22 protein-coding genes and 2 pseudogenes are annotated in these 21,550 nt (G+C 34.8%); 12 read left to right on the top strand and 12 right to left on the bottom strand.

From position 1 onward, the window contains the following. Positions 1-26 precede the first annotated feature (26 nt). Complete coding sequence (mnmE, locus tag WBP_RS00210) at positions 27-1,355, bottom strand: tRNA uridine-5-carboxymethylaminomethyl(34) synthesis GTPase MnmE (protein WP_167895718.1); 1,329 nt, start codon at positions 1,353-1,355, stop codon at positions 27-29. Between the two features lie 225 nt (positions 1,356-1,580). Here mnmE and WBP_RS00205 point away from each other — a divergent pair, with 225 nt between their 5' ends. After that, positions 1,581-2,735 (top strand): SurA N-terminal domain-containing protein, encoded by a 1,155-nt coding sequence (locus WBP_RS00205; protein ID WP_167895717.1) that lies wholly within the window; start codon positions 1,581-1,583, stop codon positions 2,733-2,735. 181 nt (positions 2,736-2,916) lie between these two features. On the opposite strand, the gene WBP_RS00200 is transcribed toward WBP_RS00205, so the two are convergent. The 4 genes from WBP_RS00200 to WBP_RS00185 all read right to left on the bottom strand — a co-directional run bounded on the left by WBP_RS00200 (position 2,917) and on the right by WBP_RS00185 (position 5,386). Beyond that, a complete protein-coding gene (locus WBP_RS00200; protein ID WP_167895716.1) occupies positions 2,917-3,108 on the bottom strand; it encodes a hypothetical protein in 192 nt (63 codons plus the stop codon). An 81-nt stretch (positions 3,109-3,189) separates the two neighbouring features. Further along, positions 3,190-3,420 carry a hypothetical protein gene (locus WBP_RS00195; protein WP_167895715.1) on the bottom strand — a complete coding sequence of 77 codons (231 nt, stop codon included), beginning with the start codon at positions 3,418-3,420 and terminating at the stop codon, positions 3,190-3,192. Between the two features lie 100 nt (positions 3,421-3,520). After that, positions 3,521-3,769: a hypothetical protein gene (locus WBP_RS00190; protein ID WP_167895714.1), complete on the bottom strand. Its 249-nt coding sequence runs from the start codon at positions 3,767-3,769 to the stop codon at positions 3,521-3,523. Between the two features lie 375 nt (positions 3,770-4,144). Next, complete coding sequence (locus tag WBP_RS00185; protein ID WP_179958986.1) at positions 4,145-5,386, bottom strand: IscS subfamily cysteine desulfurase; 1,242 nt, start codon at positions 5,384-5,386, stop codon at positions 4,145-4,147. A gap of 548 nt (positions 5,387-5,934) precedes the next feature. On the opposite strand from WBP_RS00185, the gene WBP_RS00180 reads away from it, so the two are divergent. Continuing rightward, complete coding sequence (locus WBP_RS00180) at positions 5,935-6,108, top strand: hypothetical protein (RefSeq protein ID WP_167895713.1); 174 nt, start codon at positions 5,935-5,937, stop codon at positions 6,106-6,108. Positions 6,109-6,171: 63 nt separating this feature from the next. Beyond that, a complete protein-coding gene (locus WBP_RS05970) occupies positions 6,172-6,303 on the top strand; it encodes a hypothetical protein (protein ID WP_256366191.1) in 132 nt (43 codons plus the stop codon). Positions 6,304-6,505: 202 nt separating this feature from the next. On the opposite strand, the gene ribD is transcribed toward WBP_RS05970, so the two are convergent. After that, on the bottom strand, positions 6,506-7,642 hold the full coding sequence (gene ribD / locus WBP_RS00175; protein ID WP_167895712.1) for a bifunctional diaminohydroxyphosphoribosylaminopyrimidine deaminase/5-amino-6-(5-phosphoribosylamino)uracil reductase RibD: 1,137 nt from the start codon (positions 7,640-7,642) through the stop codon (positions 6,506-6,508). Next, positions 7,642-8,841, bottom strand: a complete 1,200-nt coding sequence (locus tag WBP_RS00170) for a deoxyguanosinetriphosphate triphosphohydrolase (RefSeq protein WP_011256227.1) — start codon at positions 8,839-8,841, stop codon at positions 7,642-7,644. Before WBP_RS00170 ends, ribD begins: the two co-directional genes overlap by 1 nt. Positions 8,842-8,888: 47 nt before the next feature. Between WBP_RS00170 and WBP_RS00165 the strand changes: the two genes are divergently transcribed. Together WBP_RS00165 and WBP_RS00160 are read left to right on the top strand one after the other, a co-directional pair. Further along, the gene (locus WBP_RS00165; protein ID WP_011256226.1) at positions 8,889-9,338 is read left to right on the top strand and encodes a HesB/IscA family protein; all 450 of its coding nucleotides are present in this window, start codon (positions 8,889-8,891) and stop codon (positions 9,336-9,338) included. Positions 9,339-9,377: 39 nt separating this feature from the next. Beyond that, entirely contained in the window at positions 9,378-10,052 is a 675-nt protein-coding gene (locus tag WBP_RS00160; RefSeq protein WP_167895711.1) for an ABC transporter ATP-binding protein, read from the top strand. Positions 10,053-10,252: 200 nt separating this feature from the next. On the opposite strand, the gene WBP_RS00150 is transcribed toward WBP_RS00160, so the two are convergent. Continuing rightward, complete coding sequence (locus tag WBP_RS00150) at positions 10,253-10,951, bottom strand: alpha/beta hydrolase (RefSeq protein ID WP_011256224.1); 699 nt, start codon at positions 10,949-10,951, stop codon at positions 10,253-10,255. A gap of 133 nt (positions 10,952-11,084) precedes the next feature. Here WBP_RS00150 and WBP_RS00145 point away from each other — a divergent pair, with 133 nt between their 5' ends. Further along, the gene (locus WBP_RS00145; RefSeq protein WP_011256223.1) at positions 11,085-12,245 is read left to right on the top strand and encodes a cysteine desulfurase family protein; all 1,161 of its coding nucleotides are present in this window, start codon (positions 11,085-11,087) and stop codon (positions 12,243-12,245) included. A 590-nt stretch (positions 12,246-12,835) separates the two neighbouring features. Here the strand turns inward: WBP_RS00145 and WBP_RS00140 are convergent. Further along, positions 12,836-13,486, bottom strand: a complete 651-nt coding sequence (locus WBP_RS00140) for a hypothetical protein (RefSeq protein ID WP_167895709.1) — start codon at positions 13,484-13,486, stop codon at positions 12,836-12,838. 146 nt (positions 13,487-13,632) lie between these two features. Here WBP_RS00140 and WBP_RS00135 point away from each other — a divergent pair, with 146 nt between their 5' ends. The 4 genes and pseudogenes from WBP_RS00135 to WBP_RS00120 all read left to right on the top strand — a co-directional run. Continuing rightward, a complete protein-coding gene (locus WBP_RS00135; protein WP_246165973.1) occupies positions 13,633-14,085 on the top strand; it encodes a pseudouridine synthase family protein in 453 nt (150 codons plus the stop codon). A 119-nt stretch (positions 14,086-14,204) separates the two neighbouring features. Continuing rightward, the gene (rpsO, locus tag WBP_RS00130; RefSeq protein WP_011256222.1) at positions 14,205-14,477 is read left to right on the top strand and encodes a 30S ribosomal protein S15; all 273 of its coding nucleotides are present in this window, start codon (positions 14,205-14,207) and stop codon (positions 14,475-14,477) included. A 14-nt stretch (positions 14,478-14,491) separates the two neighbouring features. Continuing rightward, the gene (gene pnp, locus WBP_RS00125) at positions 14,492-16,759 is read left to right on the top strand and encodes a polyribonucleotide nucleotidyltransferase (RefSeq protein ID WP_179958977.1); all 2,268 of its coding nucleotides are present in this window, start codon (positions 14,492-14,494) and stop codon (positions 16,757-16,759) included. A 263-nt stretch (positions 16,760-17,022) separates the two neighbouring features. Further along, positions 17,023-17,516 (top strand): annotated as a pseudogene (locus WBP_RS00120) (phage portal protein); the annotation flags it as partial. A 179-nt stretch (positions 17,517-17,695) separates the two neighbouring features. Here WBP_RS00120 and mlaD read toward each other — a convergent pair. After that, on the bottom strand, positions 17,696-18,151 hold the full coding sequence (gene mlaD / locus WBP_RS00115) for an outer membrane lipid asymmetry maintenance protein MlaD (RefSeq protein ID WP_167895708.1): 456 nt from the start codon (positions 18,149-18,151) through the stop codon (positions 17,696-17,698). A 2-nt stretch (positions 18,152-18,153) separates the two neighbouring features. After that, positions 18,154-18,468, bottom strand: a complete 315-nt coding sequence (locus tag WBP_RS00110) for an NADH-ubiquinone oxidoreductase subunit NDUFA12 family protein (RefSeq protein WP_167895707.1) — start codon at positions 18,466-18,468, stop codon at positions 18,154-18,156. Between the two features lie 64 nt (positions 18,469-18,532). Between WBP_RS00110 and WBP_RS00105 the strand changes: the two genes are divergently transcribed. Beyond that, positions 18,533-19,996 carry a proton-conducting transporter transmembrane domain-containing protein gene (locus tag WBP_RS00105; protein WP_167895706.1) on the top strand — a complete coding sequence of 488 codons (1,464 nt, stop codon included), beginning with the start codon at positions 18,533-18,535 and terminating at the stop codon, positions 19,994-19,996. A 51-nt stretch (positions 19,997-20,047) separates the two neighbouring features. Next, positions 20,048-21,169, top strand: coding sequence for a rod shape-determining protein RodA (gene rodA / locus WBP_RS00100; protein ID WP_167895705.1), 1,122 nt, complete (start codon positions 20,048-20,050; stop codon positions 21,167-21,169). Positions 21,170-21,220: 51 nt separating this feature from the next. On the opposite strand, the pseudogene WBP_RS00095 reads toward rodA, so the two are convergent. Further along, positions 21,221-21,427: pseudogene (locus tag WBP_RS00095) on the bottom strand (Rpn family recombination-promoting nuclease/putative transposase); the annotation flags it as partial. Between the last annotated feature and the right edge of the window lie 123 nt (positions 21,428-21,550).

Here is a 21,550-nt window from a genome sequence, read left to right as displayed (position 1 = left end):
TCGACTTCAAGCAATCCATAAAAGTTTCATTTGCCTACACAGAAGTTATTGAATATATCATCCAATACTTCTTCAACATTAATAATCCCGGTTACTGCACCAAGTTCAGACGCGGCAAGCCTTAAGTCTTCAGATACCAACTCAATTGGATTGTTCATATTAAAACGTCGTAAATGTTCTATAGCTTTCTGCATGCAATTCCTATGCCTTTGCCGGGTAATTACAGGAACATCTCTATCATAGACAAATTTTTCCTCTACTTTTTCTTTAATCACAGAGACTAGTTTCTCTGTGCCTATTCCTTTTAAAATAGAAACAGGTAAAAAATCTATGTCGCTAATTTTTATATCGTGATCATTGATAACATCGTCAGCTTTGCTCAACACGTAAATAGTGTTACTACTTATAACATTGCAATTGATGTTATAACGCTGCTCAAAAGGAAATAGCTCTATTCTCAAATCAGCTTCACAAGACCTCTTTTTTGCTCGACTTATACCTTCTGATTCCACCGGATCTGAACTCTCACGAATTCCAGCAGTATCAGAAAGAATGATTGGGTATCCGCCAATGTCAATATGAGCTTCAAGTATGTCCCTTGTTGTGCCTACATATTCAGAAACAATAGCAATATCGCGCCTGGCCAAGAAATTAAATAGTGTTGATTTACCAACATTTGGCTCACCAGTTATTACAATATGCAAACCCTCACGCAATCTTTCGCCCCGCCTATTATCATTCAAATGCTCTTGTATTGACTGCACAAGAGTTTGCACTTCATCATTGATTTTTTCCAGTTCGTTTTTTTCTGTTGCAACATCCTCTGGAAAGTCTATATATGCTTCAATTTTGGACTGCACTGCTATTAATCTCTGCCTCCAACTACTGTATAGCTTTTCCAATTCTCCTGACATCTGCTTAATTGCTTGTTTAGCTTGCATCTTTGTTTCAGCATCGATTAAATCTGCAATCCCTTCTATCTGCGTTAAGTCAAACTTGCCATTCAGAAAAGCCCTAAGTAAGAATTCCCCAGGCTTAGCCATGACAAAGATTCTTGACAATTCCTCCAAAACGATCTTTATGACTGCTTTTCCTCCGTGCACTTGTAATTCTATAACATCTTCGCCAGTGAAGCTGTTTGGAGCAGGAAAATAAATTGCTATTCCATTATCAATCAACTGATCGGAACTATCATACAGATCAACCAAAGTAGCAAACCTTGGTTTCATATCTTTATTAACATGAAAGTGATTTAAAGCTCTAAGTGCATGATTACCTGAAATCCTAATTACTGCAACTCCTGACTTACCAAATACGGTTGATAAGGCAAAAATAGTTTCATCCGTGTTCATCATACATAAACTAGTTTATCTCTCAACAATGTTACACCTAAGGGACCAAAATACCTAATCTGAAAATGTTAAAAATTTTTATTCACTTTGTTAATTTATAGTAAAATAATAATACTATATTAGGAAATCAAATATATCTATTCCACAAAAATCTTTAAAGGTCACCTATTGGCTAGCATTAACTTAATATTTATTATAGAATTGATTATGAACTAAATAGCCTTGCTTATGCATAAAATACTAATTTTATTATTGATAATATTGCCAATCAAGTTGCTTGCAGTCGAGATTGAAATTATTGCAGATGTAAATGGCGAGCCAATCTCAAATCTAGATATTGAAAAACGCATTAATTTGATACATTCATTGTTTGGCACTCAGAGTATTGATAAAAATGAACTAAAGCTTCAAATTTTAAAGCAGCTAATAGACGAAATTATCATTATCAACGAAGCACAAAGATTAAACATAAAATTAAGTGATGAAGAGTTAAGCAATGCTGTCGTGTTATTCCTAACTCAAAGCTTTAAACTTAAGGACAATGAAGTTGATCAATACGCAAAAGAGCACAATATAGGCCTTAACATTTTAAAGAGGCAAATAGAATGTCAGCTTTTGTGGGACAAAATTATTGAAGTAAGAATTGTGCCATTTATTAACATAAGCGACAAAGAAGTAAACAACGCAAAAGGACAAATAGAAAAGCCGGATTATCTTATCACATTCCAAGAGTTTATAATTCCCAATCAGAAAGGTGCAGATGTTTACGGTATAGCTGAAGATTTAGTAGAAAAATTACGCAATAATAATAACGACTTCATTCCAGAAGCTCCAATAAAGATGCGCAAAGTAACTGTTAATTTAAACCAACTAAAAGGCAACCTCAAGAGCATTTTAGAAGGATTAAAAACCGGCGACATAGCAGGTCCAGTCAGTTCCAGTGAAGATTACTCTATCGTAAAAGTAATAGATAAAGTACAACTTAATCATGCAATGCTGGAAAGCACTCTAAAATTAAAACAGATTGTGGTTAAAGACTCAGAAAGTCTATTAGACAATCTCAAGGAACAAAAAGTTAACTGCTTAAACTTTGATGAATTGGCAGATAACTTTAATTTGCCAAACGCAAAAGAATTTGAAATAAAGATGCGGGATTTAAACCCTGATTTACAGGCTTTATTTAGCAAAACAAGTGTAAATGAAATAATAGAATCCAGAGAAAATAGTACTGCAAGGTTAATGATGTTGTGTGATATCAAGAATAATGTGGTAGACGCAGAAGCAACTAAACAGCAAATATATCAACAAAAGATCATGACACAAAGCAACTTGCTATTGGATAACTTGCGCAAAAATGCAGCTGTCAGTTATCAATACAGTTAAGACATAACTAAAGTAACTTATGATATTTGTTAGCGACACAGTGTAGGATTATACTAGCTATACCGACAAAACATCCTCTTATCACCTGCGATATTTCATCTGCTGATACTTAAATCAATACATCTATACACAGCTTTTTTTCTCAGTTGCAAAGCAGTAGTCTCCAACTACAAGAATCGAGTTACAGAAGGATGGTACACACCTTAGGAAGGCTGATTACTTCCTTTATCACGCCAGGCCCTTGACCTAATAGAAACATGATTTCCTTATTACTCATAATAAATAATTTTCCATTTTCTATTACTGGACTAACATAATACGCATTTCTTAGTTTATTATTTAGTTCATCATTCACCACTAAGTAGTATCCCAAATTACCTGACTACTAGTAAATAAGATTTTCATAATCTCATTTTTTGTATTTATCATAAAAAATTCGTTACTATTAATATCCTTATATGACATGTAGGATAACCGCTCCGGTGTAGCCCCACATAATCCCATCACTAATATTTCTCGCTTGCATGACCTGTAAACACAAAAGATTTCCTGATTCTACATCAACTGCAACAACAGTAGAGTTACTTGTTATTATTAATATGTTAAGCTTTACTACCGGAGCAGTTGTAACATCTGTAAGTTGAGTGTCTAAAATATTAGTAGAATGTAACTTATAAAACCACAACTTTTCCTATCTTTGTCAAAAAAGCTACTAACTCTCCAATTTGAAAATGGAACTATTAGCTTATCGTGTATAATCACAGGAAATACATAATCTGACCTTGTCATTTGGTTACTATCATTATGACATGGCTTATGATAGGACCAGATTGTACTATCATTCTCATATCCAGCATGTACAAACAGTCATCTAAAGTTGAAATTGCCAGTTTATCATTAAAAATTGTAGGGTTTCCTTTCACCAAAGACTTTAACTCTTTTTTCCACATAACCATAGTTTCATTTATTGCATATAGTACATTATCTATTGCTAAGTAAATTTTACGACAATAGCCTCTGCAAGCAGCACCCATCCTACCAATTGTTTTATAACTATCAGATAAATCCAGTTTTTTATCCTCCCATCCTGGGTAATATAATACCCCATCACTACCAGTAACTAGATCACAGCTTTCGTGTAATGGGATTAGTTCTATAATAACCTTGAGAAGACTCTTTACTTGGGTTATTCCACAGGTAACACCTATATTTATCTTTATATTTGTAAGCCAGGCTATATCTCATCTTTCGCAATAACACAATTTGTGCTCAATAAGAAAATATTAAAAAAATAGCTAATCTCATAAAACTTTTTCAGAAAGGTTATTTACATGCATGTAAAAGATTACTATTACAATATAGTTTACCTTTTCTTGTCCACCTGACTGAATGGATACCCACCACAAAATTTAATGAGAGTCCCATTTTACAGTGTTTAAATCTATCCCTTCTTGTACCATTTCCCAAAGTGGGCTCATTTCTCTTAGCCGCCTTACATTTTTAGCAATAAGATCTGCCGCATATAAAATTTCGTCTTTAGTCGTAAACCGGCCAAGGCCAAATCTAATTGATGAATGCTCAAGGTCATAGCCACTGTTTAGTGATCGTATAACATAGGAAGGCTCAAGAGATGCAGATGTGCATGCAGAACCAGAACTTACTGCCAAATCCTTGATTGCCATGATGAGAGACTCACCTTCAACATAGGGAAAACTTAAGTTTAGATTGCCTGGAATTCTATTATTATAATCACCATTTAAAACAACATCAGGAAACGCTTCTTTTATCTTATTGTACAAAATATCCCTCAATTCTTTTAATTTGCTTGCCTCCTTTTTCATTTCTTCTTTAGCAATACGTGCTGCTTCACCAAAACCAACTGCAAGAGGAGTTGGAACTGTTCCAGAACGCATACCCCTTTCCTGTCCCCCACCACTAATCAATGGTGTTAGCCTAACACGAGGACTTTTTCTACGAACATATAACGCACCTATTCCCATAGGTCCATAAACTTTGTGGCTAGTAAGACTCATGAGATCAATGTTCATTCCATTTACATCTACTGGAACTTTTCCAAAACTTTGAGCAGCATCTGTGTGAAAAAATACGTTATGTCTCCTGCATATTGCACCAATTTCTTTTACAGGTTGAATTACTCCGATTTCATTATTTACCATCATCACTGAAACCAGAATTGTTCTATCAGTTATTGCCTCCTCAAGTTTAGATAAATCTATAATTCCATTTCGCTTAACAGGCAAATATGTAACCTTAAAGCCTTCATTTTCCAGATGCCGACAAGAATCCAGAACGCACTTATGCTCCGTGCAAACAGTTATTATATGATCTCCTTTATTTTTATAAAAGTGAGCAACGCCCTTGATCGCCATGTTATTTGACTCGGTCGCACCTGAGGTAAAAATAATTTCCTTGCTATCTGCATTTACTAGATCAGCAATGTGCCTCCTTGCCTTCTCCACTACTTCCTCAGCAGCCCAGCCAAACGAATGGCTACGAGAGTGCGCATTACTGAACTCACTAAAATAAGGTATCATCATCTCTAGAACACGAGGATCTACTTTAGTAGTAGATTGATAATCAAGAAATATCGGTAATTTTACTTTAGTAATATGTGCTTTCTCATTTTCCATATTCATAATCAGTATAAAAGTTTTGAGCATAGAAGTTACAGTTTTTCGTAGCACTAAAACTTAATTTTTTCAAGATATAATTGCCTCAAAGTACAAAATCCAGTGCACGAACGTCGTTACCAGAGGGATGATGAGGAAGGAACATCTGGTTCCTGGTCTACAAGTTGTGCATTTGGCTTCATAATAAAACTAAACAATAGTACACCAAATACAAGATCTTCTTGTCATTTTTATCCGCACAGATTGGAAAGTTATAAAATAATCCCACTATTATAATATAATAAGTGGGCTGTAAAGTTTGTCAAGTAGTTTTTTAGTTCTGCTTTCCCTGTTTTTAAATTACGATGTTTATAAAATTGTAGGCCAAGGCCATAATTCTAAAAATCTTTATTTAATTTACCTGGTCAGCTGTTGGTTTATCGAATTTAGCTAGCTGCATACAGTTGTTGGCAGTTAAAAAGCAGGTTTTCAGCTCGAAATTATGCCTAAAAAAATAACTTGATCGTGTACGCCAAATTTATTATTAACTTTATTAGGGGAAAGTTATTATGCCAGGTAATGGAAATAAGCTAAGCATATGGAGAGGGAAAAACACTGTACATATAATAAAAACAGGTATTGAATACATGATTGCACTTACATCTTTAGCAGTAGCAATAACAACAGTATTAATTGCGACTAATGTAATTGTTGTACCAAGCCTTTGGTGCTTATTAGCATAATTGTCAATCCTGTTGAAGTTGCAGTTCTATCTGTCATTGCCACATATTTTTTCATATCAGCAAATGCATAAAAATGAAGAAATAAGTGAAGCCAAGACATCTAGGAATGCTGAGGAAGTTAAAGAAATAGTGAAAACGCAGCTAGAAGAGCTGAAGCAACTAAAAAAGCAGTTGAAACAAAAACTAGGGGTTTAGGTTACTAACACTCAACTAACAAATGTACCAGGCACAAAAGCTGACACGACTTACGTTGATGAGAAGATTGAGACTATACAAACAAAACTAGATAGCCTGAGTGTTGATAAGCTCTAGTCTCCTATAGTTTTAGTTGGAAGTCAATAACCCACTAACTAGAGGTAGATTTTTTATCTCTTTCTTTTATTCAAGAATATAAAAACTACTGTGATTTGTCCCAAACTTCAACTATATCCTCATCAAAGTCTATTATCTCGGCTTTCTTGAATTGGTAGCAGTTGTTAATGGATTGAATTTCTAAATTTCCTATAAAAGGAATAGCGTCATTGCCTAGAATTTTACCACTACGGCAGATTATCAATCTGTCGATTAAATCATGCTTTAATAACTCTGTGGTTAATACTCTTCCACCTTCGACTAGTAACCTTGTTATGCCAATCTCTGAAACAAGTTTTAACGCCATGTCTTTTAGGCAAACTTTATCTGTACTATATTCTCCTTGATTCGATGTCATTCCAGTATGTGAATCTGGAATAGGTTTATCATTTGAGTTGACTATTAGATAGTTAATATTTTTTATTTTTTTCTCTATTTTTTTATTTATTATTACCCAAGTTGTTACTTTATCTGCAGTCTTTACAACATTATGCTTTTCCTTCAATTTTTCCTGGCTGTCTATAATTAGTCTTATTGGTGATCTGCTTTCAAGTCCTGGTAATCTGCAAGTTAAGAGTGGATCATCATTAATGAGAGTATTACTGCCAATCATAATTGCATCATATTTTGCTCTGAGCTCTTGTACCCAATTTCTTGTGCTTCCACTTGTTATCCATTTGCTATCACCTTTAAATGTTGCGATTTTTCCATCAAGAGTTGTTGCGATTTTGCAAGCTATAAATGGTCTATGTAATTTCCTGGTAGTGAAAAAGCCGATATTCAGTTTTTCTGCTTCCTCTTGCATAATCCCTTGTTCCACTGTAATTCCTGCTTCTTCTAAAGCTTTAATACCGCCACCTGAAACTCTTTTATCAGGGTCAATTGCTGCAACTACTACCTTTTTTATTCCTGATCTTATTATTTCTATAATGCAGGGTTCTGTAACCCCATAATGGCAGCATGGCTCAAGAGTGACATACATAGTTGCACCATGGGTTGAACCTTTAGCGCTTTGCAAAGCGGCTACTTCTGCATGTGGGCGCCCACCGATTCCTGTATGGCCCTCACCAACTACTACTCCATCTTTTACAATGATACACCCGACAGCAGGGTTTGGCGCAACATTCCCTAGAGTTTTTTCTGCAAGACTTAATGCAATTGACATGAAATGGTTGTCAATCATTAGAAAGAAGTCATTTCGTATGAGGTATCAAAAATTCTTCTGTGCTCGTGTATAGCAAATCTATCTGTCATACCCGAGATATAGTCGCATATTACTACCGAACGCTGAAATTTATGAGCGAGCTTGTTCCACTCTATGGGCAATAACCTTGGATTTTCATAAAAACATTGAAAAAGTTCTTCTACTATACGTTTTGCTTTGTTCATTGTTCTGTTAAGTTTGTAACTTCTATATATTTTTTCCATGTTGAATTTCTTCACTTCTTTCGTGGCATTTGCAACTTCTGGTGAAAATGTGACTAGCATTTTATTTAGACTTCTTACGTCTTCTACACTTTTTATTTTGTAATCTTCAATATTTTTTTCCGTCTGAGAAACAACATCACTTATCATCATTCCTATGGTCCTACTCAATGATTCATGTATAAGTTTGTTCTGAGGTAATTCTGAATATCTACTTTCTACGTCTTTAAACGTTTTTCCAATTAAAGGAATATTAAGCAAATCTTCAATAGTTACTAAATTCGCTCTCAATTCATCATCAAGGTCATGAACACTGTAAGCAATATCATCAGCAATTGAGGCAACTTGTGCTTCAATGCTTGAAAATTCTTCAAGTTTTAGATTATATTTTTCATTATATTCTAGTAATAGCTGATTATTTGTGTAAGATACTGCATTTCGACCAAGCAAGGGACCATTATGCTTTGCAACCCCTTCAACCACTTCCCAACTTAAATTCATGCCATCAAAATCAGCATGTTTTTGTTCAAGATAAGTTAGAATCCTTATAGCCTGAACATTATGGTCAAATTCATATTTCTCGTTATCAAGATTCAGATCTTGAACTGCTCTCTTTAGAGCGTTTTCGCCTGTATGGCCAAATGGAGGGTGACCGAGATCGTGTGCGAGCGCTATGCATTCAGTAATATCCTCATCTAAGCCAAGCCTACGTGCGATAGATCTTGCAATTTGTGCAACTTCAAGGCTATGGGTAAGCCGAGTGCGATAGTAGTCGTGCTCATAATTAATGAAAACTTGTGTTTTGTATTCCAATTTTCTAAATGCATTAGAATGAATAATGCGATCTCTATCACGCTGAAAACAGCTGCGGTTTTCATCTTCTTGCTCTTTAAAGTATCTTCCCCTTGTTTTGTTTGGAAAGCACGCGTAACTTAATAGAAAATTGTTGTTTGACATGTAAAATTTTTACTATAATAAGTTATCAATAATAAAAGGTGGTGACTATGTCAACAGATTACAATATTAACTTAACTGACAGTGCATTAAAGAAAATCCACTCTCTTGTAGAGCAGGAAGAAGATAAGAGTTCTATTTTGCGAGTTGCAGTTTCAGGTGGTGGATGTTCTGGCTTCAAGTACAATTTTCTTATGGATCAAATAGATAAAAACCTATCTTTGAGTGACGATGATGATGATGATGAATTTGATGATGAAGATGATGATGATGATGAAAGTGAGGACTATAGAAGCCGCTCTAGCTTTAGTAGAAAAAGCAAAGATATAGTAATTAATGATAAAGATGGAAATCCTGTATTAATGGTTGATAATTGTTCGGTAAAATTTTTAAATAACTCAATTATAGATTATACTGAAAACTTAAGTGGTTCTGGTTTTCAAGTAAAGAATGCTCTTGCTAAGTCTCAGTGTGGATGTGGTAATAGCTTCTCAGTTTAATTATTACCAGAGTTTGAGTGCCTCTTAAGTTTTTTTAACATGGGTGTTAATATAGTACTCGAGCTAACTTCTATAAGTAAGAGCTTCAAAAGAAATTCTGCTATTATAAAAGGTATCAATCTAAGTGTTGCAAAAGGACAAGTAGTTGCATTAATTGGCAGTTCAGGGTCAGGAAAAACAACTATATTGCAAATTGCAGGCTTATTAGATAAGCCAACTTCAGGAATAGTTACAATAGATGGAGTAAATTGCACACAAGCCAGTAATAAGCACAAAACCCACATGAGAAGGAGTTTTCTTAGCTTTGTCTATCAATTTCACTATTTGTTACAAGAGTTATCGGTGTTGGAGAATGTTATTCTTCCTCAACTAATTGCAAGAAAAGGCAAAGCTGAAGCAATAAACAATGCACAAGCAGTGTTAGAGAAATTTGGGCTGGAAAACAAAGCAAGCAGTATGATATCTGAGATTTCTGGCGGAGAAAGGCAAAGAGTTGCAATTGCAAGAAGCATCGTGAATTCTCCAAGACTTTTACTTGCGGATGAACCTACAGGAAATTTGGATCCAACAAATTCTTTGAATGTGTTTTTACTATTGTATTCGTACGTAAAGGAAAATAATAGCTCTATGCTTATAGTAACACATAGCCATCTTCTTGCAGAAAAGGCAGACTATATTCTACAATTAAAAGATGGATCGTTAGTGAAATTATAAATAGGTAGAATCTATTTAGTTACTAACTTGTGCTTACCCAGCCAGTGATCATTGACAGAGTATAATTTGCACGAAGTGCTTTCATTGCCTTTTATACATGGGCTTTTTAACTTGCGTGGCTTAGGACAACCCCCTTGTAGGGCAAAAGTAACTAAAACACATAACAATAATTTCTTAAACATAATCAAACCTTTCTCCGATTAAGCGTACTCTTTTATTCTTATCTCTTTTTTAACCATTTGAGAAGAGATAGCTGCACTATTCAAGCGCAATTTTACATAATTGTCTATAATTTGAGTCACCTCCTCTTCTTTATCTCTTAAGAAGTGGTTAGTGTCGCCTATAATGTGGTACTCCATATGATCGCTTTTTACTGAGTTTATCAGCCTGTTTGCTAATTCTGTTACATCACTTTCTTCTGAAATTGTGTCATTACTGCTTTGTATGATAAGCCCAGGAACCGGACAGGGGGAGAGAAAAGAGAAATCATACTTTGTTGCTGGAAGGGAAAGAGCAATAAAGCCTACTATCTCAGGTCTGCGCATTGTCAATTGCATAGCTACCCATGCTCCAAAGGAAAAACCAACGATCCAAATTGGAACATTACTAGGGTTGTGTTCTTGAAGCCAATCAATGGCTATTGCGGCGTCAGTTAACTCCCCTATACCCTTATCGAAAGTTCCAGTGGATTTTCCAACACCACGGAAGTTAATTTTCAATGCAGAAAAATTGTTATCTATAAAAGATGTGTATATACTATGTATCATTTTACTATCCATACTGCCACCATATTGAGGGTGATGATGTAAAATTAACACAACTGGTGCGTTGGTCTCTTTGCTCTGGTGGTACTCACCTTCTATTTTTTTTGTTGCATTATTTAAAAAAACTTCTACCACGGCAGCTCCTAATGAAAACCTGTTAACAGATATATAAATTGTGCATATATTAATTATGTATTAATTTTACTGTTTTTGCAACAAGCTTTTTACCGTGTTAAAGCTAATACATAGTTAATAGTAGGCTAATTAAGTGGCAAATGAACATTTGAATCTATTTTCTTTAGAAAATAGTGATTATATATACGCTGACTATAATGCAACTTTTCCAGTTAGTGACAGTGTAAAAGAGAGTATACTTGAAGTCCTATCAAAACAGGTTTTGAATCCTTCATCGTTACATAGAAAGGGACAAGAAGCAAGAAGGATTCTTCAGGATGCAAGGGATAACATTCGTAGTGCTATTGGCGTTCCAAGTAATAAAGAAATAGTTTTTACGTCTGGTGCAACTGAAGCAAATAGTCTTGTTATGAAAGGGATAGCAGGCTTTCAACATGTGATTTCAGCTGTAGAACATCCCTCAATTCTTAATTCTGCGTGCAATCCACATATAATACCCGTCAATCAGGGGGGTATTGTCGATCTTTTGGCGCTAGAAAGAATTTTAAGTGAACTTAAAGGGAATAGAGTAATAGTTTCGGTTATGATGGCCAATAACGAGACTGGAGTTGTTCAGCCTGTTAAAGAAATAGCTGAAATAGCACATAAATTCGAGACAATCTATCATACTGATGCTGCTCAAAGTGTTGGAAAAATTAAGGTTAATATGGAAGATTTAGGAATGGATTTACTAACTTTATCTGCCCACAAATTTGGCGGTATAGCGGGCAGCGGAGTTTTAATATTTAATAAAGACCTAGTAATAGAACCTATCATAGTAGGTGGTGGACAAGAAAAAGGATTGCGTGGTGGCACAGAAAATATTGTTGCAATTGCAGGTCTTTCTGCTGCATTGCAAAGTATCTCAAATCTCCTATCAAAAATGGATGAAATAAAGGAGCTACGTGATCAATTGGAGTATGAGTTATTGAATCTTGCCAGTGGCATCAAAATCTTTGGCAAAAACTCTAAAAGACTGCCAAATACGAGCCTTATTTACATGCCAGGAGTGAAAAGTGATGTGCAGCTCATGAATTTTGACTTAAATAACATTGCTGTTAGCAATGGCTCTGCCTGTTCTTCTGGAAAAGTTGAACCTTCCCATGTTTTGCTTGCAATGGGGGCAACAAGAGAACAAGCAGAGTGTTCAATTAGAGTTAGTATAGGTCCGCAAACCAAGCCACGAGACATAAGAAAAATAGTGGATTGTTGGTATAATATTTACGAAAAGAATATCTTGGATATGCGCAAGTAGTTGACTGGCATAAAAACTACTTGATAGCCTCGTCAGCCCCATAGCACTAGAAGGTACTCAGTTATCTTCAATCTGTGCAGATTGAATGACGAAGTATCACGTAGTTGGCACTTTATGTTTAATTTTTTGCACTATATGCATCTTATGTCTTCACACAACATCCCTAGGTTTTTACCTATATATATAAGTTGAAACTCACTTATAAAGTGTTTAAGACTCAAAAAACGTCAATACAGAAAATAGATAGTGACTAGGGTTCTTTTTACCTTTTTTTATTTAGTAAATTTCTTAAATATTTTGTGGCTACCGTCATCCCGCTGCTTGCTAGCGGAATTTAGAGATACCACAAATGAATCGCGGTACAATGAACTGCACCCAGCACGTGATGCTGGAGTCCAGACTTTCCGCAATCCAGTCAAGAACGTTATTTTAACATAAAATTAGCTTATATCTTAAAAAAAGTATCTAATGCTTTAAGCGTGAACATTAGATGGAGATATAGTTGAAACTTGGAATAATTTACTATGAATTTTATATGCTGAGGTGGAAGGAAAGAGGTAGAGATGCCTCCACCTCCCATTCCATTTAGCTTATGCGCCTGTTCTTGCTCGAAACTTGCTTTCAAATATTCTCATAACTTCAGGATTTTGTAAGAGAGTAGGTAACACTTCTTTAACTTTTTCTTGAAGATCACTTGAATTCAGTTTTGCATTCAATTCAGCGTCAACGTAATCCTTGTCAGCTTTTGTATCTAGTGTAGCTGCATCAGCCTTTTTACCCAGCTCAGTTTTAGTAGCTAAATCTTTAGTTTTTTCTTCAATTACTTTTTGAGCTGCTATTTCAGCCTGACTTGCTATATTAGCCTTATTTACAGCCTGAGTAACTTGATCTGCTATATTAGCACCAGCTACAGCATTGTTTACAGCCTGGGTAACTTGGTCCACTATTTTCGCATCAGCTATAGCTTGTTTAACTGCTCCCTCAGCTTCTTCACTCTTATACATTTGCTGATATGAAGAATAAGCCTGTACAGCAAAATATATAGCTGCAATGAATAGAGCTGCAATTCCAACAGGACTAGCAACAGACATTAAAAATGCAGGTCCAACAATCACACTATTAGCAATTAATATTGTTGTTATTGCTGCCGCTAAAGATGCAAGTGCAACTGTACCTTCAATACTCATTTTTGTTATAAGTGCTATGTCTTCCTTTTTCCATATGTTTAGTTCTGCAGTCATAATAACTTCCTCCTAATTAAAATTAACAAAAATTTAATTATATATTAAAACACATACTAGTCAAGCTTTATTTATAATAATTTAATATAATTATATCTCTAGCTACTTCCTACATCGTCAATTGTTCAATTGTATATAATTGATATATGACATACGGTTGGCTGAATCTTGACAAACCAACAGGAATTAGTTCTGCACAAGCTATAGCCCAGGTTAAAAAGACTTTTGGAATTAAAAAAGCTGGTCATTTAGGAACACTTAACCCTTTAGCTTCTGGTGTGTTGCCAATTACTCTTGGTAAAGCAACAAAGACTATACCATATTTATCCTACAATTCAAAGGTACACAATTTCACAATAAAATTTTGCTTTTTAGCATCATTCCAGCGCGTGACGCTGAAATACAGAAAAAAAGAAGAATGGATTGTATTGTCAACCACTGGGATGACAGAAGGTAATGGAGTGATAGTGAGTAATACAAAAAGTTTCGTCATCCCTATTGAATCAGCTTTAAAAGCAATGTTTAAAATTGAAATTTCCGCAAGAAGAGGCAAAGAAAATCAGAAAAGGTCAGAAAATCATATTAAACAACTTGCGTAATTTAAAAAATTATGATATTTATTATACAATAGTGGGTAATGTACCCATTGTAATCCGCAGCTTTATTTGTGGTTGTGTAAAGCCTATTCGTGTTTTTAATATTTTGAAATGAGGTTTAGATGTCAATAACATCCGAAAAGAAAAAGAATTTAATAAACACTTACGCAATTAAAGAAGATGATACAGGTTCATCTTTTGTACAATGCGCAATTTTAACCGAGAGGATCAGTAACTTAACTGAGCACTTTAAGGTGCACAAGCATGACCATCATTCTAAGCGTGGTTTACTTATATTAATAGGTAGAAGACGCAAGCACTTAAATTACATAAAGCGTAAATTTGGTGACGAGGCCTACCAGCAATTAATAGAGAAGTTAGGCATCAGAAAATAATCGAGGAATTTTGTATGTTTGAAATTATAAAGAAATCTATAGAATGGGGTGGTCGTACCTTATCTTTAGAAACAGGAAAAATAGCACGTCAAGCTGATGGCTCAGTTGTTGTAAATTATGGTGACACTTCTATTTTAGTAACTGTTGTACGTAAAAAGAAGGAAGAAATCGTTGATTTCTTGCCTTTAAATGTGCAATTTATCGCAAAAAGCTATGCTATGGGTAGGATTCCTGGTGGCTTTTTCAAAAGAGAAGGCAAGCCATCTGATAGAGAAACCTTGATTTCAAGAGTAATAGATAGAAGTATAAGACCACTATTTTTAGAAGGTTTCCATGATGAAATCAGTATAGTGTGCAATTTATTAACTTATGATACAGTTAACCCTCCTGAAGTGCCAGCATTGATTGGTGCTGTTGCAGCTCTCGCAATCTCCGGTATTCCTTTTCACTTTATTATAGCTGGAGTTTTAGTTGGATGTGATGGAAATAATAACTATATACTCAATCCTTCTGTTCAAGAGATGAAAGTCAGCAGTTTAGATCTGTTTTTATCTGGTGATGAGCGTTCAATTTTGATGGTTGAATCAGAGGCGAAAGAGCTCCCTGAAGAAAATATTTTGAACGCAATAAAATTTGGCCATGAACACCTTCAACCTGTTATTAAGCTCATAAAAGAGTTTGCTGACACAATTGGCAATAAATTCGATAGTTTCGCTCCTATCGACATATCAGACATAATGCAAGATCTTGAAAAGCACAGTAAAGATTTTGAAGAAGCATATTCACAAACAGTAAAACAAGAGCGAGCTCAAACTTTAGAAACGATCAGAAATAATATATTGAATCCTCTCAAGGAAGCTGGAAAAGATGAGAAATTAATTACACAAGCGGTAAAAAACTTTGAAAGGTCTTTACTGCGTAAAATAATTAGAGAGAAAGGTACAAGGATAGATGGTCGTAAGTATGATGAAATACGTCAAATAGAAGTTGAAGTTGATATTCTATCTAGAACTCATGGGTCTGCACTATTTACGAGAGGTAGTACTCAGGCATTGGTTGTTACTGCTCTTGGTACTACACAAGATGAGCAAATTGTAGATGACATTGAAGGGGATAGACGTGAACATTTTATGTTACATTATAATTTTCCTTCGTTTGCCGTTGGAGATGCTTCTGCCATACGCGCACCAGGAAGAAGAGAAATTGGTCATGGTAAACTTGCTTGGAAAGCAATTCATCCTGTTTTACCTGATAAATCTGAATTTCCTTATACAATAAGAGTAGTATCTGAAATCATGGAATCAGACGGCTCTTCTTCTATGGCAACAGTTTGTGGAACTTCCCTCGCGTTAATGGATACAGGCGTACCAATAAAGTCTCCTGTCGCTGGAATTGCTATGGGCCTCATTAAAGATAAAAACGATTATGTAATACTTTCCGACATATTAGGTGATGAAGATTATCTTGGTGACATGGATTTTAAAGTAGCAGGAACCAGTGAAGGAATCACGGCACTACAAATGGACATGAAAATTTCCGGTATAAGTTTCGAAATTGTTGAAAAATCTTTAGAACAAGCAAAAGCTGGAAGATTACATATCTTAGAAAAAATGAATTCAGTGATTTCAGAACATAGTGATGACGTGAAGGGTCACGCGCCAAGAATGGTATCATTTTACATAGATAAAGATAAAATTTCTGCAGCTATTGGTGCTAAAGGGAAAAATATACGCAGTGTATGTGAAAGAAGTAATGCAAAAATTGAAATAGGAGATGATGGTAAAGTTTCTGTATTTGCCATGAGTAGTGCTGAAGCTGAAATTGCAAAAAATATGATGATCGACTCAATCACAGAATTAGAGCAAGGTGCTATAGTTGATGTTAAGGTTGTAAAAATAGATAAGTCTATTGTAGAACTTGAGCTTTTCAATGGAAGAAAAGGAAAAATGCACATAAGTGAAGTAGCCAATCAGCACATAGAATCTATTGAGAGCATACTTAAACAGGGTGACACTTTTAAAGCATTGGTGATTGATTTTGAAAAAGGTGGGTGCCCAAAACTGTCAAGACGCCGCGTTGATCAAGAAACAGGTGATTTTTTTGAAGGCGAGCTTTATAACGAAGAAAAGAAAGATAGTTCAAACGACAGGGATTATTATAATAGTCCATTTAATAGAAAATCTGGGCACCGCAAGAGGCCTGTTCATTCTCGTTCTAGCTTCAGTAATAGGAATAATAGACCAAAATTTGGTAATGATGACTCATCATCAAGTTTTTATTAAGAGTAGACTTTTTGCACTGTTTCCTATTGTTCCAGTACACTGGCATTGGATTTAGGATTAAAGTGCTTGTGAACTCTATGCAATAGCAAAATAATGTTCATAGGCTGGATTCCAGTGTCATGCGTTGGAGTGATATCTTTACACTAAATACCTTACATTGACTCCACCGCAATTTCAAATTCTCAATAAATTCAATTTTTTTTAACAAATAGGAGGAAAACATAAGTCTTAATATTTTTCAAAGAAGAAAAACACATAGTAGAAATTTAAGTCAAGAGCAGTATCAACACCTGAAAGAACAGATAAACTATCATTATTCAGGTTCCATAAACGCTGGAAGATCAATATTGCTCGAAGGAGGCTTGAAAAATAGAAGGAGATGAGTCTGACACCTAGGGATATGGATTTATTGAATCCAAACACAGCTCAGCTTGCGATGTTGCTTTGGCTTTTGGTGTTCCACCATAGCTGCTTAGTATACCAGATGATAACACTTACAGCAATTTGATTGAAGCCGCCTATTCTTCTGGGAATAGACAGTTTTACCGACACAAGAGAATATTGTCTATCACCTAAATTCTTGGCTAATACTGAAATTTTGCGAGGATTTACGCTTATCATACAACAAAGATGTAATAGAGATCTCATAGAAAAAAGACAAAAGTTGTGGAAACACGTAGAAAACGCAAGCTTCATGATGCTCAACGAAAAAAGAGAAGCACTTGGCTTATCACCACTGCCGGGTGGTGATAGATTAAGGGCTTTACACCACTCTAAAGGAAGTCAACTGTTATGGGAACAACGTATTGGACAGCAATCTTGACAATCTAAACGCTAAACAACACCAAGCAGTTACCCAGAGACTTTTAACCAAAGCAACGCAGATAGGCCTCAGTGGACCTATGTGCAAAGTGTACTAACTTTAATTAGTCATTTTTATTTTGAAAACATATTAAGGATTTTATCTATTATTCCACCTACATTTGCTTCAGATTGGGTATACTCTATCTTACCACCATTTGAAATTAGTTTTATGCCTGACCCAGGCGATATATTAACAAACTTACTACCAACAACTCCACTGCTAGCGATTAGAGCCGAGCTATCAATTGGCAATTTTATGTCTTTACTTATACACATATCAAGCCGCGCCACATAGGTAGCCTTATCAAGTGATATACCAGTTATACTTCCAATATTTACACCAGAAATCTTGACACTGTCACCAACTTCTATACCGTTGGCGTTAGAAAAAAAGCCGTATATTTTATAGCAACCCTTATAGCTTTTTTTTATGTCAGACAGCTTATTTATAGCAAAGAAAGCCAGAAAAATAGTAAAGACCAATACAAATAATCCGGCAGTTATTTCAAGTATGTTTGACCTTTGCATCTTCAGTTATTAGGATTCCATCTCTCATAATAATTCTTTATTTTTTGGTTTGGATAATATGCATCCTTTGTACCCGTTAAATTGGGGATACGCTTTATTTTTCTTTTTTTACTATTAACTGGCATTGCATCATCAGTGTAGTGAAGCCATACATGCCATTCAGGTGATACCGTCGTGGGTTCAGAGACATTGCTATACATAACCCACCTTTTTCCTTCACTTGATTCATAGTAAGAATTTCCATTTTCATCTTTCCCTACAAAACTACTTTCCTTTTGTAACAGGCGCTTTATTGCATTACAAATTTTAGATAACATAAGGGTATTAAAACAAAAAGTATTATATATACTAATACTTTAACAGCTTATTAACAACAACTTAATGCAATTACCAATTTTACAAGTTATTATACCAATAATTGCATCGATGCTTTGTTTTTTTACTAGAAAACACAAAGTGTCTTGGTTTATTTCTTTTACTACAACAATAGTCACCCTTTTTATTTCATCGGTGCTACTCATAAAAACATACAACGGCGAAACTATAACTTATCACCTTGGAAATTGGGCTCCTCCATACGGAATAGAGTTAAGAATCGACGTGTTAAATTCCTTAATTTTAACTCTAGTAAATTTTGTAGCGCTGATAAGTGTGCTCTATAGCTTTTATATTAATGAAAAAGAGATTAGCAAAAATAAAATCACAGGTCTTTATTCCTTGTTTCTATTGTGCTTGAGCGGACTACTTGGGATTTTAGTAACAAACGACATATTTAATCTCTATGTTTTTCTGGAAATTTCATCTCTTTCGTCCTACGTGCTAGTTTCAATGGGAAAGGATAAAAAAGCCCTGGTTGCAGCATTTGAATATCTGATTAGCGGAACAATAGGTGCAACATTTTACTTACTTGGTATCGGGCTTTTGTATTCCACGACAGGAACGCTCAATATGTCTGACATGGCTGAAAGAATAGTGCCGTTATATAATAACAACATCGTAAAGCTTGGTACATTGTTTATTTTTGTTGGTCTCTCAAACAAGATGGCACTATTTCCACTAAGCAGGTGGTTAGTTAACTCATACAGTGAGGCACCAAGTTTCGTTAGCATATTCTTTTCAGGTACAGTGACCAAAGTGATGATATATGTTTTTATCAGAATCTTTTATACTGTCTTCCATCAAAACTTCTTCTTGCTCAAATTGCCATTGAGCAATGTGATAATTATCCTTGCACTTTGCGCTATCGTATTTGGGTCAATTTTTGCAATAACTGCAAAAGATATAAGAAGACTATTTGCTCACTCTAGTGTTAGCCAAATTGGTTATATAATCTTAGTACTGAGCCTAAACTCAAAAATAGCTTTATCCGCAGCAATTCTCCACATAATAAATCATAGTATAATAAAAACATCTTTATTTATGGTTGCAGGATGTATTTCTTATAAATTTGGCACGACAAAAATAGAGAATTTATCAGGGCTCAAGAAATCAATGCCTTATATAGCTTTTGCGTTTACTCTACTCAGCCTAGCACTAGTCGGTGTACCTTTAACAAATGGTTTTATAAGCAAGTGGTATATAATAAACGTAATTATTGAATCTCATGCACGGATTTCTCTTATAGTTTTTGTTGTCGGTTCTTTCCTTGCATTGATATACATGTGGAAGGCAGTTGAGAAAATGTATTTTGAAAGTGATGCAGTATCATGCGTTGAAATGACATCGGGCAAAACCGATGTACCATTTCCTATGCTTTTCTGTCCACTATTTATGGCAACTTTAACGTTAGTAGTTGGAGTATATAGTAATCCAATTCGGCTAGTAATTGAAAAGCTGGTTTTTTAATCTTCATTTTTTTCATATTTTACTATACTTCAAGGTCATAAGATTTTTGTTGTGGATAGACTAAAGAAAATTCACTGGTTATTAGTTATTAATGTAATAGCTCTGTTTTGCATTGGTATAGTTGTTCAATATTCTTCTGCTGGAGGAAAGTGGGCACCATTTGCAATTCACCAGTTAGTCATATTTTCCTTCTTCTTTTTACTAGCTATAGCTATGTCATTCATAGAGCTAGATTTCTATTTGAAGCACGCTTATTTTTTTTATATAGCAGCAGTGATTTCGCTGCTAGTAGTAAACTTTTTTGGCTTGTACATAATGGGGGCGACAAGGTGGATAAGAATTGGACCAATTAGTTTGCAACCATCAGAATTTGCAAAAGTTGGTTTAATACTTGCTCTTGCTCGTTATTTTAATAAGCAAAGTGTGTATAAAATGATGGAATTCCAAAGGCTGCTTAAAGCACTGATATTTATTTTCTTACCCGTATTCTTGGTATTAAAGCAACCTAACTTAGGCACAGCTGTGATAATGTTATTCATAGGGGCATCAATTATATTCACAGCAATAATAAAAAGAGCTCATTTAATAATTTATGGAATAATTAGCATTCTTGTAATACCAGCTATTTGGCCTTCTTTACGTTCTTACCACAAGCAAAGGATATTATCATTTCTGGATTCATCAGTGGATCAGCTTGGAATAGGTTATAATGCACAGCAATCTCAAATAGCCATTGGTTCAGGGGGTCTATTTGGTAAGAGTTTTGTTAGTGGCAGTCAAACTCAACTTGGATTTTTGCCAGAAAAGCATACAGATTTTGCTTTTGCAGTGCTTAGCGAGGAATGGGGATTTTTAGGTAGCATGACTTTGATTGTACTCTATACAACATTACTTGCTATAATATTCTCTATTGCTTACAGGTCAAAAAACTATTTTTCTAAGTTAGTATCTATTGGAATTTTTGCTTTTTTCGGCGTTCACTTCTTTATAAATATCGGAATGACAATAGGCCTTTTACCTGTAATAGGAGATCCATTGCCATTCTTATCTTATGGAGGAAGTACAACCGCTGCAAGCTTAATATGTATAGGGTTACTACTCAGTTCTGTAGCGTCTATGAAGGACTTAAAACTAAAACTTTCAATTTCATCTATAGAAAGGCCTGTAGTCTGAGATATAATATCAATTGATACACTGCTTTAATATGAATTCTTTTTCTGACTAATTGAATTTACTTAGTTTTTCATATACTTTCTTGATTATTATATCACTTCCTATTATTCTTTCCAACTCCCTTTTACTGGTTTCCTCTGCATAATCGAAAAAGTAGACCCACTTTTCGACTATACTTTCTAGTTGGTCTTCCTTCGTTTTGGGAAATTTTGGCAATTTAACAAATGTAGAATAAAAATTTTTCAAATCATGCTCATTTTGAATCGAGGAATTTAGAAAAAGCTATAACAAATTAACTAAAAAAGTATTAACAATAATAAATTATTTCTCACAAATATTCAATTTTATTTTTAACTTACAACTTTGAGTAGTTATCATTAA

Source organism: Wolbachia endosymbiont of Brugia pahangi (assembly GCF_012030695.1).
In the GTDB taxonomy this organism is placed as follows: domain Bacteria; phylum Pseudomonadota; class Alphaproteobacteria; order Rickettsiales; family Anaplasmataceae; genus Wolbachia.
Note: the sequence above shows the minus strand (reverse complement) of the source record. Positions and strands in the feature narration are given on the sequence as shown.

What these genes read in the sequence shown, in the direction of transcription:
- mnmE (WP_167895718.1), bottom strand. Translation starts at nt 1,355, where the DNA reads ATGATGAACACGGATGAAACTATTTTTGCCTTATCAACCGTATTTGGT.
- WBP_RS00205 (WP_167895717.1), top strand. Translation starts at nt 1,581, where the DNA reads ATGCATAAAATACTAATTTTATTATTGATAATATTGCCAATCAAGTTG.
- WBP_RS00190 (WP_167895714.1), bottom strand. Translation starts at nt 3,769, where the DNA reads ATGGGTGCTGCTTGCAGAGGCTATTGTCGTAAAATTTACTTAGCAATA.
- WBP_RS00185 (WP_179958986.1), bottom strand. Translation starts at nt 5,386, where the DNA reads ATGGAAAATGAGAAAGCACATATTACTAAAGTAAAATTACCGATATTT.
- WBP_RS00180 (WP_167895713.1), top strand. Translation starts at nt 5,935, where the DNA reads ATGCCAGGTAATGGAAATAAGCTAAGCATATGGAGAGGGAAAAACACT.
- WBP_RS05970 (WP_256366191.1), top strand. Translation starts at nt 6,172, where the DNA reads ATGCATAAAAATGAAGAAATAAGTGAAGCCAAGACATCTAGGAATGCT.
- ribD (WP_167895712.1), bottom strand. Translation starts at nt 7,642, where the DNA reads ATGATTGACAACCATTTCATGTCAATTGCATTAAGTCTTGCAGAAAAA.
- WBP_RS00170 (WP_011256227.1), bottom strand. Translation starts at nt 8,841, where the DNA reads ATGTCAAACAACAATTTTCTATTAAGTTACGCGTGCTTTCCAAACAAA.
- WBP_RS00165 (WP_011256226.1), top strand. Translation starts at nt 8,889, where the DNA reads ATGTCAACAGATTACAATATTAACTTAACTGACAGTGCATTAAAGAAA.
- WBP_RS00160 (WP_167895711.1), top strand. Translation starts at nt 9,378, where the DNA reads ATGGGTGTTAATATAGTACTCGAGCTAACTTCTATAAGTAAGAGCTTC.
- WBP_RS00140 (WP_167895709.1), bottom strand. Translation starts at nt 13,486, where the DNA reads ATGACTGCAGAACTAAACATATGGAAAAAGGAAGACATAGCACTTATA.
- WBP_RS00135 (WP_246165973.1), top strand. Translation starts at nt 13,633, where the DNA reads ATGACATACGGTTGGCTGAATCTTGACAAACCAACAGGAATTAGTTCT.
- rpsO (WP_011256222.1), top strand. Translation starts at nt 14,205, where the DNA reads ATGTCAATAACATCCGAAAAGAAAAAGAATTTAATAAACACTTACGCA.
- pnp (WP_179958977.1), top strand. Translation starts at nt 14,492, where the DNA reads ATGTTTGAAATTATAAAGAAATCTATAGAATGGGGTGGTCGTACCTTA.
- mlaD (WP_167895708.1), bottom strand. Translation starts at nt 18,151, where the DNA reads ATGCAAAGGTCAAACATACTTGAAATAACTGCCGGATTATTTGTATTG.
- WBP_RS00110 (WP_167895707.1), bottom strand. Translation starts at nt 18,468, where the DNA reads ATGTTATCTAAAATTTGTAATGCAATAAAGCGCCTGTTACAAAAGGAA.
- WBP_RS00105 (WP_167895706.1), top strand. Translation starts at nt 18,533, where the DNA reads ATGCAATTACCAATTTTACAAGTTATTATACCAATAATTGCATCGATG.